This is a genomic window from Arenimonas composti TR7-09 = DSM 18010 (assembly GCF_000426365.1).
Taxonomy (GTDB): Bacteria; Pseudomonadota; Gammaproteobacteria; order Xanthomonadales; family Xanthomonadaceae; genus Arenimonas; species Arenimonas composti.
Genome location: NZ_AUFF01000002.1, coordinates 211,756 through 227,200, shown reverse-complemented (window position 1 = coordinate 227,200; position 15,445 = coordinate 211,756). Strand labels below are relative to the sequence as shown.

21 protein-coding genes, 1 tRNA gene and 1 other RNA gene are annotated in these 15,445 nt (G+C 70.5%); 9 read left to right on the top strand and 14 right to left on the bottom strand.

Annotated features, from left to right (window positions below; genetic code table 11):
- The first annotated feature begins 28 nt into the window (after positions 1–28).
- The 4 genes from ssrS to rpiA all read left to right on the top strand — a co-directional run bounded on the left by ssrS (position 29) and on the right by rpiA (position 1,968).
- Positions 29–213: non-coding RNA, 6S RNA (gene ssrS / locus K311_RS18025), on the top strand.
- A 3-nt stretch (positions 214–216) separates the two neighbouring features.
- On the top strand, positions 217–792 hold the full coding sequence (locus K311_RS0105355) for a 5-formyltetrahydrofolate cyclo-ligase (protein ID WP_026816463.1): 576 nt from the start codon (positions 217–219) through the stop codon (positions 790–792).
- 8 nt (positions 793–800) lie between these two features.
- On the top strand, positions 801–1,256 hold the full coding sequence (locus K311_RS0105350) for an EVE domain-containing protein (protein ID WP_043796995.1): 456 nt from the start codon (positions 801–803) through the stop codon (positions 1,254–1,256).
- Between the two features lie 46 nt (positions 1,257–1,302).
- Positions 1,303–1,968 (top strand): ribose-5-phosphate isomerase RpiA, encoded by a 666-nt coding sequence (gene rpiA / locus K311_RS0105345; RefSeq protein ID WP_026816461.1) that lies wholly within the window; start codon positions 1,303–1,305, stop codon positions 1,966–1,968.
- 209 nt (positions 1,969–2,177) lie between these two features.
- Here the strand turns inward: rpiA and K311_RS0105340 are convergent, their stop codons facing one another.
- From K311_RS0105340 to rplM, 4 genes are all read right to left on the bottom strand, one after another.
- Complete coding sequence (locus K311_RS0105340; protein WP_026816460.1) at positions 2,178–3,236, bottom strand: cyclic nucleotide-binding domain-containing protein; 1,059 nt, start codon at positions 3,234–3,236, stop codon at positions 2,178–2,180.
- A gap of 128 nt (positions 3,237–3,364) precedes the next feature.
- Positions 3,365–3,438, bottom strand: a tRNA-Gln gene (locus K311_RS0105335).
- Between the two features lie 29 nt (positions 3,439–3,467).
- A complete protein-coding gene (gene rpsI / locus K311_RS0105330; protein WP_026816459.1) occupies positions 3,468–3,860 on the bottom strand; it encodes a 30S ribosomal protein S9 in 393 nt (130 codons plus the stop codon).
- 15 nt (positions 3,861–3,875) lie between these two features.
- Positions 3,876–4,301: a 50S ribosomal protein L13 gene (rplM, locus tag K311_RS0105325; protein ID WP_081683291.1), complete on the bottom strand. Its 426-nt coding sequence runs from the start codon at positions 4,299–4,301 to the stop codon at positions 3,876–3,878.
- Between the two features lie 108 nt (positions 4,302–4,409).
- On the opposite strand from rplM, the gene K311_RS15490 reads away from it, so the two are divergent.
- The 3 genes from K311_RS15490 to K311_RS0105310 are packed head-to-tail and all read left to right on the top strand — an operon-like array spanning position 4,410 to position 6,841.
- Positions 4,410–5,621, top strand: a complete 1,212-nt coding sequence (locus tag K311_RS15490) for a (Fe-S)-binding protein (protein ID WP_051239538.1) — start codon at positions 4,410–4,412, stop codon at positions 5,619–5,621.
- The gene (gene coq7, locus K311_RS0105315) at positions 5,618–6,259 is read left to right on the top strand and encodes a 2-polyprenyl-3-methyl-6-methoxy-1,4-benzoquinone monooxygenase (protein ID WP_043796996.1); all 642 of its coding nucleotides are present in this window, start codon (positions 5,618–5,620) and stop codon (positions 6,257–6,259) included. Before K311_RS15490 ends, coq7 begins: the two co-directional genes overlap by 4 nt.
- Positions 6,260–6,268: 9 nt before the next feature.
- Positions 6,269–6,841, top strand: a complete 573-nt coding sequence (locus tag K311_RS0105310) for a DUF488 domain-containing protein (protein WP_026816456.1) — start codon at positions 6,269–6,271, stop codon at positions 6,839–6,841.
- Positions 6,842–6,965: 124 nt separating this feature from the next.
- Here the strand turns inward: K311_RS0105310 and sugE are convergent, their stop codons facing one another.
- Positions 6,966–7,283, bottom strand: a complete 318-nt coding sequence (sugE, locus tag K311_RS0105305) for a quaternary ammonium compound efflux SMR transporter SugE (protein ID WP_026816455.1) — start codon at positions 7,281–7,283, stop codon at positions 6,966–6,968.
- Between the two features lie 125 nt (positions 7,284–7,408).
- On the bottom strand, positions 7,409–8,203 hold the full coding sequence (speD, locus tag K311_RS0105300; protein ID WP_026816454.1) for an adenosylmethionine decarboxylase: 795 nt from the start codon (positions 8,201–8,203) through the stop codon (positions 7,409–7,411).
- A 169-nt stretch (positions 8,204–8,372) separates the two neighbouring features.
- On the opposite strand from speD, the gene crp reads away from it, so the two are divergent.
- The gene (gene crp, locus K311_RS0105295; protein ID WP_051239537.1) at positions 8,373–9,044 is read left to right on the top strand and encodes a cAMP-activated global transcriptional regulator CRP; all 672 of its coding nucleotides are present in this window, start codon (positions 8,373–8,375) and stop codon (positions 9,042–9,044) included.
- A gap of 100 nt (positions 9,045–9,144) precedes the next feature.
- Here the strand turns inward: crp and K311_RS0105290 are convergent, their stop codons facing one another.
- The 7 genes from K311_RS0105290 to K311_RS0105260 form a co-directional block, all read right to left on the bottom strand.
- Positions 9,145–9,819 carry a haloacid dehalogenase-like hydrolase gene (locus K311_RS0105290; RefSeq protein ID WP_026816452.1) on the bottom strand — a complete coding sequence of 225 codons (675 nt, stop codon included), beginning with the start codon at positions 9,817–9,819 and terminating at the stop codon, positions 9,145–9,147.
- Positions 9,816–10,652, bottom strand: coding sequence for an indole-3-glycerol phosphate synthase TrpC (gene trpC / locus K311_RS0105285; protein ID WP_051239536.1), 837 nt, complete (start codon positions 10,650–10,652; stop codon positions 9,816–9,818). Before trpC ends, K311_RS0105290 begins: the two co-directional genes overlap by 4 nt.
- Positions 10,642–11,085 carry an antibiotic biosynthesis monooxygenase family protein gene (locus K311_RS15485; RefSeq protein WP_081683290.1) on the bottom strand — a complete coding sequence of 148 codons (444 nt, stop codon included), beginning with the start codon at positions 11,083–11,085 and terminating at the stop codon, positions 10,642–10,644. The genes trpC and K311_RS15485 overlap by 11 nt, the downstream gene beginning before the upstream one ends.
- 1 nt (position 11,086) lies before the next feature.
- Complete coding sequence (trpD, locus tag K311_RS0105275) at positions 11,087–12,184, bottom strand: anthranilate phosphoribosyltransferase (RefSeq protein ID WP_081683289.1); 1,098 nt, start codon at positions 12,182–12,184, stop codon at positions 11,087–11,089.
- Positions 12,147–12,725 carry an anthranilate synthase component II gene (locus K311_RS0105270; RefSeq protein WP_026816449.1) on the bottom strand — a complete coding sequence of 193 codons (579 nt, stop codon included), beginning with the start codon at positions 12,723–12,725 and terminating at the stop codon, positions 12,147–12,149. The genes trpD and K311_RS0105270 overlap by 38 nt, the downstream gene beginning before the upstream one ends.
- A 100-nt stretch (positions 12,726–12,825) precedes the next feature.
- Positions 12,826–13,164, bottom strand: a complete 339-nt coding sequence (locus K311_RS15480; protein WP_051239534.1) for a hypothetical protein — start codon at positions 13,162–13,164, stop codon at positions 12,826–12,828.
- Positions 13,161–14,174: an LLM class flavin-dependent oxidoreductase gene (locus tag K311_RS0105260; RefSeq protein ID WP_043796998.1), complete on the bottom strand. Its 1,014-nt coding sequence runs from the start codon at positions 14,172–14,174 to the stop codon at positions 13,161–13,163. The genes K311_RS15480 and K311_RS0105260 overlap by 4 nt, the downstream gene beginning before the upstream one ends.
- Positions 14,175–14,244: 70 nt before the next feature.
- On the opposite strand from K311_RS0105260, the gene K311_RS0105255 reads away from it, so the two are divergent.
- Positions 14,245–14,583, top strand: coding sequence for a DUF3817 domain-containing protein (locus K311_RS0105255; RefSeq protein WP_081683288.1), 339 nt, complete (start codon positions 14,245–14,247; stop codon positions 14,581–14,583).
- A 106-nt stretch (positions 14,584–14,689) separates the two neighbouring features.
- Here the strand turns inward: K311_RS0105255 and K311_RS0105250 are convergent, their stop codons facing one another.
- Positions 14,690–15,400 (bottom strand): hypothetical protein, encoded by a 711-nt coding sequence (locus tag K311_RS0105250; protein ID WP_026816447.1) that lies wholly within the window; start codon positions 15,398–15,400, stop codon positions 14,690–14,692.
- Between the last annotated feature and the right edge of the window lie 45 nt (positions 15,401–15,445).

Genomic DNA, 15,445 nt, shown 5'->3' with positions numbered 1-15,445 from the left:
CTTTCGTTCGCCGCGCTATGCTTCGTCGCGTCCTCTGCCGTGTTCGACAGCGTGCCTAACATTCGCCTTGTCCCATAAACACGACCCGGGAATCCGTACCTTCCGCGGTGCGCATGTCCGCCCTGTTGCGGAAAGCCTGAAGCGGTGGTTCGGGTACCCACTTGATCCTCGGGATCAAGGTCGTTTCGTACGCATCGGCATGGTGGAGGAACTCTTCTGAGCGACCGTCGCGAACTTCGCCGCGAACTGCGCGAACGCCGGCGGCGCCTGAGCGCCGGGGAGCGGCTCGCCGCGGCCGACGCGGTCGCCCGTCATCTGGCCGCCGTGCCGGCGCTGCGCGCGCCCGGCTACGTCGCCGGTTACTGGGCGGTCGACGGCGAACTGCCGTTGCATGCGGTGCAGCTGCGGCTGGCGCCCGGCCAGGTCTGGTGCCTGCCGCGGGTGCAGGACGACAGCACGCTGCGCTTCGCCCCGTGGCGCGCCGGCGATCCGCTGGTGCCGAACCGCTACGGCATTCCCGAACCCGAGCTCGAGCCCGCCGCGACCCTCGCCGCCGGCGATCTCGCGGTCGTGCTGCTGCCCCTCCTCGGCTTCGATGCCCGCGGCCACCGGCTCGGCATGGGCGGCGGTTATTACGACCGGACGCTGGCGCCGTTGCGCGACGCCCCGGCGCCGCTGCGGATCGGCGTCGGCTTCGCCTGCCAGGAGCTGCCGGAATTCGCCGCGGAAGCCTGGGACGTCGGTCTCGACGGCGTACTGACGGAACACGGCTGGCGCGCGTTCGGGCGATAATGCCGGCCATGAAACACTGGCTGATGAAGTCCGAGCCGGACGCATTCTCGATCGTCGACCTCGAGCGTGTCGGCACCGAGCCCTGGACCGGCGTGCGCAACTACCAGGCGCGCAACTACATGAAGCAGATGCGCGTCGGCGACGGCGTGCTGTTCTACCACTCCAGCTGCGCGGTGCCGGGCGTGGTCGGGATCGCCGAAGTGGCCACCGAGGCCTTCCCGGACCCGACCCAGTTCCAGAAGAAGTCGCCCTACTTCGATCCGAAGTCGACGCCGGAGGAACCGCGCTGGTGGTGCGTCGACGTGCGCTTCGTGCGTCGTTTCGCCGAGCCGGTGACGCTGGCGGCCCTGCGCGGCGAGGACCGGCTCGAAGGCCTGGCCCTGCTGCAGCGCGGTTCGCGGCTGTCGGTGATCCCGGTCGCCAATGGCCACTGGAAGACCATCCTCGCGCTCGCCGGCGGCTGAGCGCGCCCTGCCGCGCTCCTGCGGCGCCCCTCCGACGGAGTTCCGCATGTCCCGCGATCAACTGAAGCAGCAGGCCGCCGAGAAGGCGCTCGGGTTCGTCGAGGAGGGCAGCGTCGTCGGTGTCGGCACCGGTTCGACGGTGGCCTTCTTCATCGACGGTCTGGCGAAGATGAAGGCGCGCATCGACGGCGCGGTCTCGAGTTCCGAGCAGAGCACGCGCCAGCTGCAGGCGCACGGCATTCCGGTGTACGACCTGAACGCGGTCGGGCCGCTGAAGCTCTACATCGACGGCGCCGACGAATGCGACCCGTGGGACCGCCTGATCAAGGGCGGCGGCGCCGCGCTGACCCGCGAGAAGATCATCGCCCAGGCCAGCGAGACCTTCGTCTGCATCATCGATCCGGCCAAGCAGGTCGAGCTGCTGGGCGCCTTCCCGCTGCCCGTCGAGGTCGTGCCGATGGCGCGCAGCCTGGTCGGCCGCGAGATCCTGAAGCTCGACGGCCAGCCGGTCTGGCGCGAGGGCGTCGTCACCGACAATGGCGGCTGGATCATCGACGTGCACGGCTGGCGCATCCAGGACCCGGTGGCGCTGGAAGCCAGGCTCAACCAGATCCCCGGCGTGATCAGCGTCGGCCTGTTCGCCGCCCGCCCGGCCGACGTGGTGATCGTCGGCGACCAGATCCGCCCGAAGCGCCCCCTCGCCGCCCCCTGACCCCGCCCACGTCCCCTCGGTCTGTAGGAGCGCCTTCAGGCGCGATAAGCGAAAACGAGAAACGAGAAACGAGAAACGAGGAACGAGGAACGAGGAACGAGTGAAGGCGGGCCGCCCCACTCGTTTCTCGTTCCTCGTTTCTCGCTTCTCGTCTTTCTCCCTGCCGCGGATCGCGCCTGAAGGCGCTCCTACACGGGAGGGGGGGGAGGTCAGGCTGCGGGCGCGTTGGCGAGCAGGCGCAGCATCGCGCCGAGGCCGCCGTGCAGGGCGCTGACCTCGTAGCCGAGGCGCTTGAGCACGAACGCGGCGGCGGCCGAGCGCTCGCCGGTGTTGCAGTAGACGACGAGGCGGCTGCCCGACGGCACGACCTGGTCGATGTCCTCGCGCAGGCGATAGAGCGGCACGTTCACCGAACCGTCGATCGCGCGCTGGGCGTGCTCCTCCGGCATCCGCACGTCGAGCAGCGCGGCACCGGACTGCACCAGGCGCGCGGCCTCGGCCGGCAGCACCCACGACAGCATCGGCGGCTTCAGCACCGCCTCGAAGGCCTCGCGCGACAGCCGCATCAGCTTGCCGCCCTGCATCATCCGCACGGTGGCGTTGCGCGGCAGGTTCGACAGCAGCGCGTCCTCGCCGAAGGTGTCGCCCTCGCGCAGGTAGGCGACGACCTGCGGGGCGCCGTCGAGGTATTTGGACACCGAGGCGGTGCCCTCGCGCACGACGTAGAAATAGTCGGCCGTGTCGCCCTCGCGCATCACGACCTCGCTGGGCTTGACCGTGACCGGCTCGAACATCTGGAACATCTTCTCGATGTTGCCGGTCGGCAGGCGCGCGAATGCCGGCGCCCGCAGCAGCCGGAACACCCAGTTGTTGCCGCCCGGGGCGGTGCCGAAGTGGCGGTAGCTGTCGTCGCGGCTGAGCTGGTCCCAGGTGATCAGCTTCTCGAGGTAACGCCGGTCCAGCCGCATCACCTTCGCCTTGCCCGACACGACCTTGGCGGTGAAGCGGCGCGGCACCGCGTCGTTCAGCGAATAACGCCCGTGCGGCGCCGTGGCGATGTGGGCGACGCTGCGGCCGTCGGGATAGTTGCAGCGCAGCTCGCCCTCGAGCAGGTACACGGTGTCGTCGTCGAGGTCGCCGGCTTCGAACACGTTCTCGCCGCGCTGGTACTCCGACACCAGGGCTTCGCGCGCCAGCTGCTCGCGCGTCTCCTGCCGCAGCGATTCCAGCGGGAACAGGCGCGAGAGGGCTTCGACGGGAACGGGCATGGGGACAACTCTCCGGGAGCGTACCGCCCGAGTCTAATCCCCGGCGGCGCGGCTTGGGTAGCGGACGAACGCGGGCCGCGACGGGGAGCGGACAAGGAAAAGGCCCCCTTGCGGGGGCCTTTCCAGTTTGGCTGGGGGACTAGGATTCGAACCTAGATAGGCAGAGTCAGAGTCTGCAGTCCTACCATTAGACGATCCCCCAATCCGGGGCCGCGACAGTTTACGAAACGATCAGCGCTTCGAGAACTGGGTCGCGCGGCGGGCCTTGTGCAGGCCGACCTTCTTGCGCTCGACCTCGCGGGCGTCGCGCGTCATCAGACCGGCCTTGCGCAGATCGGCCTTCAGCGTGTCGTCGTACTCGACCAGGGCGCGGGCGATGCCGAGGCGGATGGCGCCGGCCTGGCCGGTGATGCCACCACCCTCGACCGTCACCATGACGTCGAACTTGTCGCTCGTCTGGCTGACGACCAGCGGCTGGCGCACGATCATGCGCGAGGTCTCGCGGCCGAAGAACTCGTCGACCGGACGGCCGTTGACGACGATGTTGCCGCTGCCCTGGCGCAGGAACACGCGGGCGGTGGAGGACTTGCGACGGCCGGTGCCGTAATTCTGCTGAAGTGCCATTTCTGTGCCCTTGGCTTAGAAGTCCAGCGCCTGCGGCTGCTGGGCGGTGTGCGGATGCTCGGAGCCCTTGTAGACCTTGAGCTTGCGGAACATCGCGCGGCCGAGCGGGTTCTTCGGGAGCATGCCCTTGACGCCGATCTCGATGACCCGCTCCGGATGCGCGTCGAGGGCCTGGCCGAGGGTCTCGGTCTTCAGGTTGCCGACGTAGCCGGTGAAGCGGTGGTACTTCTTGTCCTGCAGCTTGTTGCCGGTGACGTGGATCTTCTCGGCGTTGATGACGACGAGGTAATCACCGGTATCGACGTGCGGGGTGTAGACGGGCTTGTGCTTGCCCTTCAGGCGACGGGCGAGTTCCGAGCACAGGCGGCCCAGGGTCTTGCCGGTCGCGTCGACCACGAACCAGTCGCGCTGGACGGTCTCGGGCTTGGCGCTGACGGTCATGGACTTCATGACGGCTCCAAAGAGGAATGCGGGGTAGAAAGAAGCGGAATGATAACGGGCCCTCCGGGCTCGCGCAAGCCCGATTTGCTCGCGTGCTAGCATCCGGCCATGTCCGTAGCGCCCGAACAGGCGGCCCGCGCCGCGCCGGAGCCTTCTCCGCCGGGGGCGGATCCGCGGATCGCGCCGCTGCTGGCGCTGGCCGACCGCTGCGTGCAATGCGGCCTGTGCCTGCCGCATTGCCCGACCTACCGGCTGGACCGGATCGAAGCCGAATCGCCGCGCGGCCGCATCGCCTGGGCGCGGGCCACCGCGGCCGGGCGGCTGGCCCCGACGGAGGCCGGCGACGTCCATCTCGACCACTGCCTGGGCTGCCGCCGCTGCGAACCGGTCTGCCCCGCGGGCGTGAAGTATGGCGAACTGCTGGTCCAGGCGCGAACCGTGCAGGCGCAGCGCCGGCCACCGGCGCCGCGCGTGCAACGGCTGCTCGCACTGCTTCGCCGCCCGCGCCGGCTCGCGGCCCTGCTGCGCCTCTACCGCTTCGCCTGGCCGCTGCTGCCGGCGCGCTGGCGCCCGCTGCCGCGGCCGCCGGCGTCGTTTCCGTCGTCATCCGCGTCATCCGGGTACGTCCCCGTAAGCACCGGGTACGTCCCTGTAGGAAGTCCGGCGCTGGCGATCTTCGTGGGCTGCATCGCCCGCAGCTACGAGGGGCCGGCGCGCGCCGCGCTGGTCGCCCTGCTGCGCGCCGCCGGTGTCGAGCCGCGGCTGCCGGACGGCCAGGGCTGCTGCGGCGCCGCCGACGCCCATGCCGGCCTCGCGGACCCGGCCGCCGTCAGTGCGGCCACGAACCGCCAGGCCTTCGCCGGTGCCGGCGACGTGCTGTGCCTGGCCAGCGGCTGCCACGACAGCCTCGCGCGCAGCCTCGACGGGGTCGCCACGGTGTCGGAACCGCTGGCGTGGCTGGCCAGCCGCGGCGAGGGACTGCGCTTCCGCGCCGCGAACCGGCGCGTGGCCCTGCACCTGCCCTGCACCCAGCGCAGCGTCCTCGGCGGTGGCGAGCCGATCCGGGCGCTGCTGGCACGAATTCCCGGCCTCGAACTCGTGCTGCTGCCCGACACCGGTTGCTGCGGCGCCGCCGGCCTGCACCAGATGACCGAACCGGCGCGCGCCGCGGCGTTCCGGGCGCCGCTGCTCGAGGCCTTCACGGCCAGCGGCGCCAGCGAACTGCTGTCCACGAATATCGGTTGCCGGCTGCACCTCGGCACCGGCACTACACTCCCCGTCCGTCACCCGATCGAATTCCTCGCCGAGCACCTGGCATGAGCACCCGCAGCTTCAGCCCGCTGGACCGCCTGCTGATCGAGGCCCAGCGCGCCCTCACCACCACCCTGGGCCCGGCGCATGCCGAGCGCGGAAACCCGGCCGGCGATATTCCGGAGCCGGCGCTCGACGACACCGACCGCCGCCACGCCGCCGGCCTGATGCGCATCAACCACACCGGCGAGGTCTGCGCGCAGGCGCTGTACGTCGGCCAGGCCGCGGTCGCCCGCGACGAGGCGACGCGGGCGCAGCTACTGCACGCCGCGCAGGAGGAAGAAGACCACCTGGCCTGGTGCGCCGACCGCCTGCGCGAGCTCGACAGCCGCCCGAGCCTGCTGAACCCGCTGTGGTACGCCGGCAGCTGGGCGATCGGGTTCGCCGCCGGCCTGCGTGGCGACGGCTGGAACCTCGGCTTCGTGGTCGAAACCGAGCGCCAGGTCGAGGCCCACCTCGACGAACACATGGTGTCCCTGCCCGCCGCCGACGGTCGCAGCCGCGCGATCCTGACGACGATGAAGGCCGACGAGGCCCGCCACGCCGACAACGCCGAAGCCGCCGGCGCCCGCATCCTGCCGCGACCGGTGGCGGCGGTGATGGCGGGGATGTCGAAGGTGATGAAGACGGTCGCCTACAGGCTCTGAGCGGCTTCGATGCGCTTCCCCCTCCTCCACGGCCCCTGGCCCGCCACCGTCTGGACGCTCGGCCACTCGACGCTGACGGCCGAGGCCTTCGTCGCGCGGCTGCGCGGCCACGGCATCGAGGCGATCGCCGACGTGCGGCGGTTTCCGATGTCGCGGCGACATCCGCAGTTCGGGCGCGAGGCGATGCAGGCCTGGCTCGCCGACGCCGGCATCGACTATCGGTGGCTGCCGCAGCTCGGCGGCCGTCGCCGGCCGGCGGCCGACAGTCCGAACTCCGCCTGGCGCAACGAGTCTTTCCGCGGCTATGCCGACCATCTGGTGAGCGCCGAGTTCGCCGAGGGCTTCAATGCCCTGCTCGCGCTCGCGCACCGGCGCCGCACCGCGCTGATGTGCGCCGAAGTGCTGTGGTGGCAATGCCACCGCTCGCTGATCGCCGACGTGCTGAAGGTGCACGGCGTCGAAGTGCGGCACGTGACCGGCGACGCGGCGAGCGCGGAGCAGGCGCATCCGTTCACCGGCGCGGCGAGTGTGGTGGATGGCGAGCTCCGGTACGGCCCGCCGGCGCAGCCCGGCCTCTTCTGAATCACGAACGCCCCCTGTAGGAGCGGCTTCAGCCGCGATGCCCCCTCGCGCGCGCTGCGCGCGAATCGCGGCTGAAGCCGCTCCTACCGATCGCGGCTGAAGCCGCTCCTGCAGGGGCGGGGTGTTACTCGCTCCAGAGCTTCAGGCCGACGATGCCGGCGCAGATCAGCGCGATGCAGGCGAGCCGCGGCCACGCTGCCGACTCGCCGAACAGCACGATGCCGAGGATCGCCGTGCCGACCGCGCCGATGCCGACCCAGACGGCGTAGCCGGTACCGAGCGGGATCTGCTTCAGCGCCAGCGCGAGCAGCCAGAGGCTGCCGAGCATCGCCACCACCGTGATCGCGCTCGGGACGGGCTTCGTGAAGCCCTGCGCATATTTCAGTCCGACCGCCCAGACGATCTCGAGCAGTCCGGCGAAAACCAGGTAGACCCATGCCATCTCGTTCTCCTCGCGGGCCGGGTTCACCGGCCTGAAAACGGCGACGGCCCGGGGCCTTCGCCACGGACCGTCGTCGGTCGGGGTTCACCGGCGGACCGGTGCGCGGGTCGTCCCGCGGGGGGTGTTCAGTCGATCAGGTTGCGGCCGTGGAAGAGTTCCTCGATCTCGCGCTTGAGCTGCATCTCGATGCGCTGGCGGTCCTTGAAGCCGAGGTTCTTCGCCTTCTCCTCGAACAGGTAGGTGTCGAGGTCGAAGTCCTTCAGGTGCATCTTCGTGTGGAACAGGTTCTCCTGGTACACGTTGACGTCGATCATCTCGTAGCGCTGCTTGATCGGCTTCGACAGGAAGTCCTGGATCGAGTTGATCTTGTGGTCGATGTAGTGCTTCTTGCCCTTCACGTCGCGGGTGAAGCCGCGCACGCGGTAATCCATCACCACGATGTCGGACTCGAAGCTCTCGATCAGGTAGTTCAGCGCCTTCAGGGGCGAGATCACGCCGCAGGTGGCGACGTCGATGTCGGCACGGAAGGTCGCGATGCCGTTGTGCGGATGCGTTTCCGGATACGTGTGCACCGTGATGTGCGACTTGTCCAGGTGCGCGACGACGGCGTCGGAGATCAGCTCCTTGCCGGCCGCCTTCTTGTCGATCACCGGTTCCTCGGAGATCAGGATCGTCACCGACGCACCCTGCGGGTCGTAGTCCTGGCGGGCGACGTTGAGGATGTTGGCGCCGATGATCTCGGCGACGTCGGTGAGGATCTGCGTCAGCCGGTCGGCGTTGTATTCCTCGTCGATGTACTCGATGTAGCGCGAGCGCTGCTCCTCGCTCACCGCGTAGCAGATGTCGTAGATGTTGAAGCTCAGGGCCTTGGTCAGGTTGTTGAAACCCTGGAGCCTGAGGCGCGGAAGCGGCTTGACCACGGTGGCTTTCCTGCTGCGGGAGGGGGCTTGCGAAGGGGGCGCATTATCCGGCAATCGCCCCCCGGGGGAAACCGCTGTGGGTCAGCGGGCCTTCACGTCGATTGCCCCGCGCGGGCGTGCTGCTTAAGCTGGCCGCCGCTGCCCGCGCCCGGAAACGAAGGGATCGAAGATGGCCCTGCATGCCCCCAAGGTCGTGAACAGCCCACTGGCGCCGGATTCGGCGACCATGGGGCGCTTCCTCGACTACTGCCACCGCCGTCGCTACGGCAGCCGTACCGACGTGTTCCGTCCGGGTGCGCAGGCCACGTCGCTGTATTACGTCGTCAGTGGTTCACTCAGCGTGATCAGCGAGGAACCCGACGGCCGCGAGCTGATCCTCGGCTATGTGAATGCCGGTGAGTTCATCGGCGAGATGGGCCTGTTCTTCGCGGCCGACAACCGCGCGGTCGTCGTGCGCACGCGCGCGCCGTGCGAACTCGCGGAGATTCCCTACGAACGCCTGCACCAGCTGTTCGAAGGTCCGCTCGCCGCCGAATGCCCGCGCATCCTCTACGCGATCGGCCTGCAGCTCTCCAAGCGCCTGCTCGACACCAGCCGCAAGGCCAGCCGACTGGCCTTCCTCGACGTCAGCGGCCGCATCGTCCGCACCCTCAACGACCTGTGCCAGGAACCGGACGCGCTGACGCATCCGCAGGGCACGCAGATCAAGGTCTCGCGACAGGAGCTGGCGCGCATCGTCGGCTGCTCGCGCGAGATGGCCGGCCGCGTGCTCAAGCAGCTGCAGGAACAGGGCATGCTGCAGGCGCGGGGCAAGACCCTCGTCATCTACGGCACGCGGTGACTCAACAACTGGGGTTAACAACTGGGGTCGGATTCCTTCGTTAAGACAGGCGACGCCTGTCTTAACGAAGGAATCCGACCCCAGTTGTTAACCCCAGTTGTTAAGCGAGTTCTTCCACGCGGCCGCGCAAGCGCCGCAGCACGCGCTTCCTGCTCCGCGCGTCCGGGCAGACGAGTACCGGCCTGGCCGTTTCGCAGAGCAGCGGCAGGTCGAGGGCGCTGTCGCTGTAGACGGCGGCGAACGGCGGGCGGAAGCCGCTGCGGGCCAGCGCCGCCAGCTTGCGCGGGCCGATCGTGTGCTCGGCGCCGATCCAGCCACCGAAGGCCGGGCGGATGCTCGAGCCGATCACCGGCACCTCGGGCTGCCCCAGCGCCGACCACAGCCCGCGGGCCAGTCCAGCCTCGGCGCCGGTGACGATCACGACCGGATCGCCGGCGGCGAGATGGGCGCGCAGCCGCGCCACCGCCGGCGCGATCAGCAGCGCCTCGCGGCGGGCCGCGCATTCGCGCAGGTAGTCCTCGCGCGCTTCCGCCAGGGCCTCGGGGGTGCGGCCGACGGTCGCGAGCCAGGAATAGAAACTCGCCGGCAGCCAGGCACTACGCCACCAGCGGAAGGCCGGTTTCAGCACCGGGAAACTGAGGCCGGCGACCAGCTTGCGCAGCGGGTGCGCCGTGAGTTGTCCACGCAGCCAGCTGGCGACGCAATCGCCGCGCACCAGCGTTCCGTCGAAGTCGAAGACGACGGCGCCGGACACCGCCGCCGGGTTCGCACTCATGCCGCGAACAGCCGCGCCAGTTCGGCCCCGGGATCCTGCGCGCGCATGAAGGTCTCGCCGACCAGGAAGGCGTGCACGCCGGCGGCACGCATCCGCGCGACGTCTTCCGGCGTCGCGATGCCGCTCTCGGTGACGAGGCGGCGGTCCGGCGGCACCGCGTCGCGCAGCGCCAGCGTGGTGTCGAGCGAGACCTCGAACGTCCGCAGGCTGCGGTTGTTGACGCCGACCAGCGGCGCGCCGATCTGCAGCGCGCGCTCGAGCTCGTCGACGTCATGCACCTCGACCAGCACGTCCATGCCCAGCTCCAGCGCCAGGTGCGACAACTCGGCGAGCGCCGCGTCGCCGAGCGCGGCGACGATCAGCAGGATGCAGTCGGCGCCGAGCGCGCGTGCCTCGTAGACCTGGTAGGCGTCGATCGTGAAATCCTTGCGCAGCACCGGCAGCGTGCAGGCGGCGCGGGCCTGGCGCAGGTGGTCGTCGTGGCCCTGGAAGAAGTCGACGTCGGTCAGCACCGACAGGCAGGCGGCGCCGTGGCGGGCATAACTCGCGGCGATCGCGGCCGGGTCGAAGTCCGGGCGGATCAGGCCCTTGCTCGGGCTGGCCTTCTTGATCTCGGCGATCACCGCGGCCGCACCGGCGGCGATCTTCGCCTCGAGCGCGTTCGCGAAACCACGCGTCGGCGGCAGGTCGGCGCAGCGCGCGGACAGCTCGCGCAGCGGCAGGCGGGTCGCGCGTTCGGCGACTTCTTCGGACTTGCGGGAAAGGATGCGGGTCAGGATATCCACGGGGGCAACCGGAAAACCGGGCTCGTAAAAACTGGGGTCAGAGTACATTTCCCTCGGGATCTCCCGAGGCGCTCGTGGCAACCGGGGGAAATGTACTCTGACCCCAGTCTTGCCGGTTTTCGCGGCCGTAGGCGCGTTCGACGCGCGCGACGCGCAATTCGAAACCGGCGTACCAGCGCGCCCGCCCGTCGTCGCGCGCGGCGGTGTGCTCGGCATGGCGGCGCCAGGCGGCGATCGCGTCCTCGCTCTCCCAGTAGCTGACGGTGATGCCGAGGCCGTCGGCGTCGCGCACCGACTCGACGCCGAGGAAACCCGGCTGCTGCGCCGCCAGCTCGACCATGCGGTCGGCGGTCGCCGCGTAGCCCTCGGCATCGTCGGCCGTGCGCCGGCTGGTGAAGATCACCGCGTAATACGGCGGCGCCGGCGTGCGCGCGAGGCCCGCATCGCCGGCCTCCGGATCAGCGGACGGCGCGGAAGACATCTCAGCCCGCCGCCAGCCGTCGCGTCGCCGCGACGAACTCGTCGAGCTTGCGCCGCGCCGCGCCCGAGGCGATCGCCGCCCGCGCCAGGCCGATGCCGTCGGCGATCGACACCGCCTTGCCGGCCGCGTACAGCGCCGCGCCGGCGTTGAGCGCGACGATCTCCCGCGGCAGCCCGTCGACGCCTTCCAGCGCCTCCTTCAGCATCGCCATCGACGCCTGCGGGCCGGCGACGCGCAGGTTGCGGGTCGAGGCCATCGCGATGCCGAAGTCCTCGGGGTGGATTTCGTACTCGATCACGTCGTCGCCGCGCAGCTCGCCGACCATCGTCGCGCCGCCGAGCGAGATCTCGTCCATGCCGTCGCGGCCCCAGACCACCAGCGCCCGCTTCGCGCCGAGCTTCTGCAGCACGCGCGCCTGGATGCCGACGAGGTCGGGGTGGAACACGCCCATCAGGATGTTCGGCGCCGACGCCGGGTTGGTCAGCGGCCCGAGGATGTTGAAGATCGTGCGCACGCCGAGCTCGCGCCGTACCGCGGCGACGTTCTTCATCGCCGGGTGGTGGATCGGCGCGTACATGAAGCCGATGCCGGTCTCGGCGATGCAGGCCGACACCTGTTCCGGCTGCAGCTCGATCGCCACGCCGAGGGCCTCGAGCACGTCGGCGCTGCCGGAACTCGACGACACGCTGCGGTTGCCGTGCTTGGCGACCTTGGCGCCGGCGGCGGCGACCACGAACATGCTCGCCGTCGAGATGTTGAAAGTGTGTGCGGAATCGCCGCCGGTGCCGACGATGTCGACGAAGTCGCCGGCATCCGGCACCACCACGCGGGCGGCGAACTCGCGCATCGCCTTCGCGGCGCCGGCGATCTCGCCGACGGTCTCCTTCTTCACCCGCAGGCCGATCAGCAGCGCCGCCAGCATCGGCGCCGGCACCTCGCCGCGCATCACCTGGCGCATCAGCCCGACCATCTCGTCGTGGAAGATCTCGCGGTGCTCGATCACCCGCTGCAGCGCGTCCTTCGGCGTGATGCCGGTCGGCGCCGCGCAGTCGCGGGCAGCGTCAGCGGGCGAGGAAATTGCGGAGGAGGTCGTGGCCATGCTGGGTCAGGATCGATTCGGGATGGAACTGCACGCCTTCGACGGGCAGGGTCTTGTGGCGCAGGCCCATGATCTCGTCGACGTCGCCGTCGGCGGTTTCGGTCCACGCGGTGATCTCGAGGCAGTCGGGCAGCGATTCCCGGCGCACCACCAGCGAGTGGTAGCGGGTCGCCTCGAACGGATCCGGCAGGCCGGCGAAGACGCCCTGGCCGCGGTGGCGGATCGGCGAGGTCTTGCCGTGCATGATCGTCTTCGCGCGCACCACCTCGCCGCCGAAGGCCTGGCCGATCGCCTGGTGGCCGAGGCAGACGCCGAGGATCGGCATCGTGCCGGCGAGCTCATGCAGCACCTGCAGCGACACCCCCGCCTCGTTCGGCGTGCACGGGCCCGGCGAGATCACGATGCGCTCGGGCTTCATCGCGGCGATCTCCGCGACCGTCTTCGCGTCGTTGCGGATAACGACGACGTCCTGCCCCAGCTCGCCGAAGTACTGCACGAGGTTGAAGGTGAACGAATCGTAGTTGTCGATCATCAACAGCATGGGTCGGTTCGCCCGCTTGCCCCGGCCGGGGGCCGCCAAGGATAGCCGGCCCACCGCCGGCTGTGAGACCTCGCGCGGCGAAGGGGATCGGCCGCCGGGGCTAGGGCGGGTCCGCGCCCGGCGGTGGGCCGGGTGCGAAGCCGGCCGCCGCCAGCAGCATCGGCAGCGCCGTCCCGCGCCAGAACGGCAGGAAAACGTAGCCCGACGACATGCCGCCGTGCGCGTACGCCTGCACGAAAACCTCGCGGCGGGGATCGTCGAGCGGAAACCCGGCCAGTTCGGCGAAGGCGGCTTCGATCAGCGTCCGCAGGGCCTGCGCGTCGTCCGGCACCGGCACGCCGGCGAAATGTCGCTCCAGGGCAGCCCACAGGTGCGGGTCGCCGCGCAGGCCCCACTGCCAGGGCCGGGTCGCGAACAGCGCGGCGACGTCGCGGCTCATCGCCCGGCGATGCCTTCCAGCGCCGCGATCGCCAGCGCGAACGAATGCAGGCGGGCGGCGTGATCGAATACGTTCGCGGTGAGGATCAGTTCGTCGGGCCGGTAACGCTCGACGAAGGCGGCGACCTCGGCACGCACCTTCTTCGGCGAGCCCACCGCCCGGCAGGCCAGCGTCGCCTCGAGCATCGCCCGCTCGGCCGGGCTGGCGTAGTCCTCGATCGCCTCCGCGGAGGCCAGCGGCGGCGGTACGAGCCCGGGACGACCGCGGCGCAGGTTCACGAAGGCCTGCTGCTGGGTCGTGAACAGCCGCCCGGCTTCGGCGTCGTCGCCGGCGCAGACGACATTCAGCGCCAGCATCGTGTGCGGTTTCGCGCGGCGCGGCGACGGCCGGAATTCGCGGTGATAGAGCGCGAGGGCCTGCTCGAGGGCATCCGGCGCGAAGTGCGAGGCGAACGCGTACGGCAGCCCGAGCGCCGCCGCCAGCCGCGCGCCGAACAGGCTGGAACCGAGGATCCACACTTCGACCTCGATGCCGGCGCCGGGCACGGCCTGCACCGGCTGACCCGGCACCACCGGCGCGAAGTAGCCGAGCAGTTCCTGTACGTCGGCCGGGAATTCCTCGGCGCTGGCGTAGTAGCGGCGCAGCGCCTGCGCCGCCGCCTGGTCGGTACCGGGCGCGCGGCCGAGGCCGAGGTCGATGCGGCCGGGAAACAGCGCGCCGAGGGTGCCGAACTGTTCGGCGACCTGCAGCGGCGCGTGGTTGGGCAGCATCACCCCGCCGGCGCCGACGCGGATCGTCGACGTGCCGGCAGCGACGTGGCCGATCAGCACCGCGGTCGCGGCGCTGGCGATCCCGGGCATGTTGTGGTGCTCGGCGAGCCAGAAACGGCGATAGCCCAGGCGCTCGCCGTGGCGTGCGAGGTCGAGGGTGTTGGCGAACGTGACCGCCGGCGTCGAGCCTTCGGTCACCGGCGCCAGGTCGAGGATCGACAGCGGCAGCGTGCTTTTCATGGCGGCCAGTCTAGCCGCCGGGCGACAATGGGCCGCCGGAACACTCCGGTGCCACAGGACACACGACCCGATGCCCTCGCCTTCCCTGTCGACGACCGGCCGCGTGTTCGCGGTCGCCGCCTTCCTCGAAGCCCTGACCTGGGTCGGCCTGCTGGTCGCGATGTTCCTGAAGTACCAGGTGCAGACGCCGGACAACTACGTCTGGCTGTTCGGCCGCCTGCACGGCGGCATGTTCCTCGCCTACTTCGTGATCGCCTTCGTCGCCGGCGCGCGGCTGAAGTGGCCGGGCTGGGCCCTGCTCGTCGCCCTGCTGGCGGCGGTACCACCGCTGGTCACGGTGCCGGTGGAGATGTGGTTCCGGCGGCGGGGGCTGCTGGCGGCGGCCTCCGGCGGGAGTGAGCCGCACTGACGCGCTGAGGCTCGCTGCGAAACACGCGGGCGCCGATGGACGCGGCGGCGCGGCCCCTACCTTCGCAACGGGTTCGACTGTTCGGTGATCCGGCCGCCGCCCACGATCACAGCCGGGCGATCAGCGCCCGCGCCGTCACGATCGCGACCTCGCGGTTGCGCGCCATGTCGTCGCTGACGTCGACGACGAGCTTCGCGCTGCCGCCGTTGTGGAAGATGTGCAGCGTCGGCACATCGGCACCCGGCTCCCACATCGCCGCCTCGCCGACGCCCTCGACCGGCTCGACGTCACGACCGTCGTTACCGGCCTCCAGCGCCTGCATCGCCGCCGCGGCGACCGCGCGCTGCTGGTCGTTGCCGTCGAAGTGCTCGTCGAGCGCGCGCCGGGCGGCAGCCTTCTGGTCCTCGCCGATCGCCTCGAAGCGCGACAGGAAGAATTCGCGGGTGATGCCGGCGAGCATCGGCGTGAACTCGATCGCGTCCTTCTTCGGGATCCGCGAACCGGCGTATTCGGTGCTGCGTCCGCCGTTCCACTCGTAGCGGATGCGCAGGCCCGGGGTCAGGCGCTGGTGGGCGGCGGCCTCGTCGTAGCCGGTGACCTCGGCGGCGAGCGCCGGCGGGAACAGCGCCGCCAGGTCCGCGCGGTGCTCGATGAAGCCCGGGCCGTGGGCGACGGGCGCCGCATCGTCGGCGTCTCCGGCGGCACGGTCGCGGACGTCCTGCATCGCCTCGGCGATGCCGGCGGGGCGGGACGCCGGTTCGCTGCCGCAGGCGCCCAGCAGGGTCGCGAGCAGGGCGCCGGAAAGCAGTCGGTTCATGGATCGGGTCCTTCGCAATGGGCCGGCTGGCCGGGACTGCCCTCT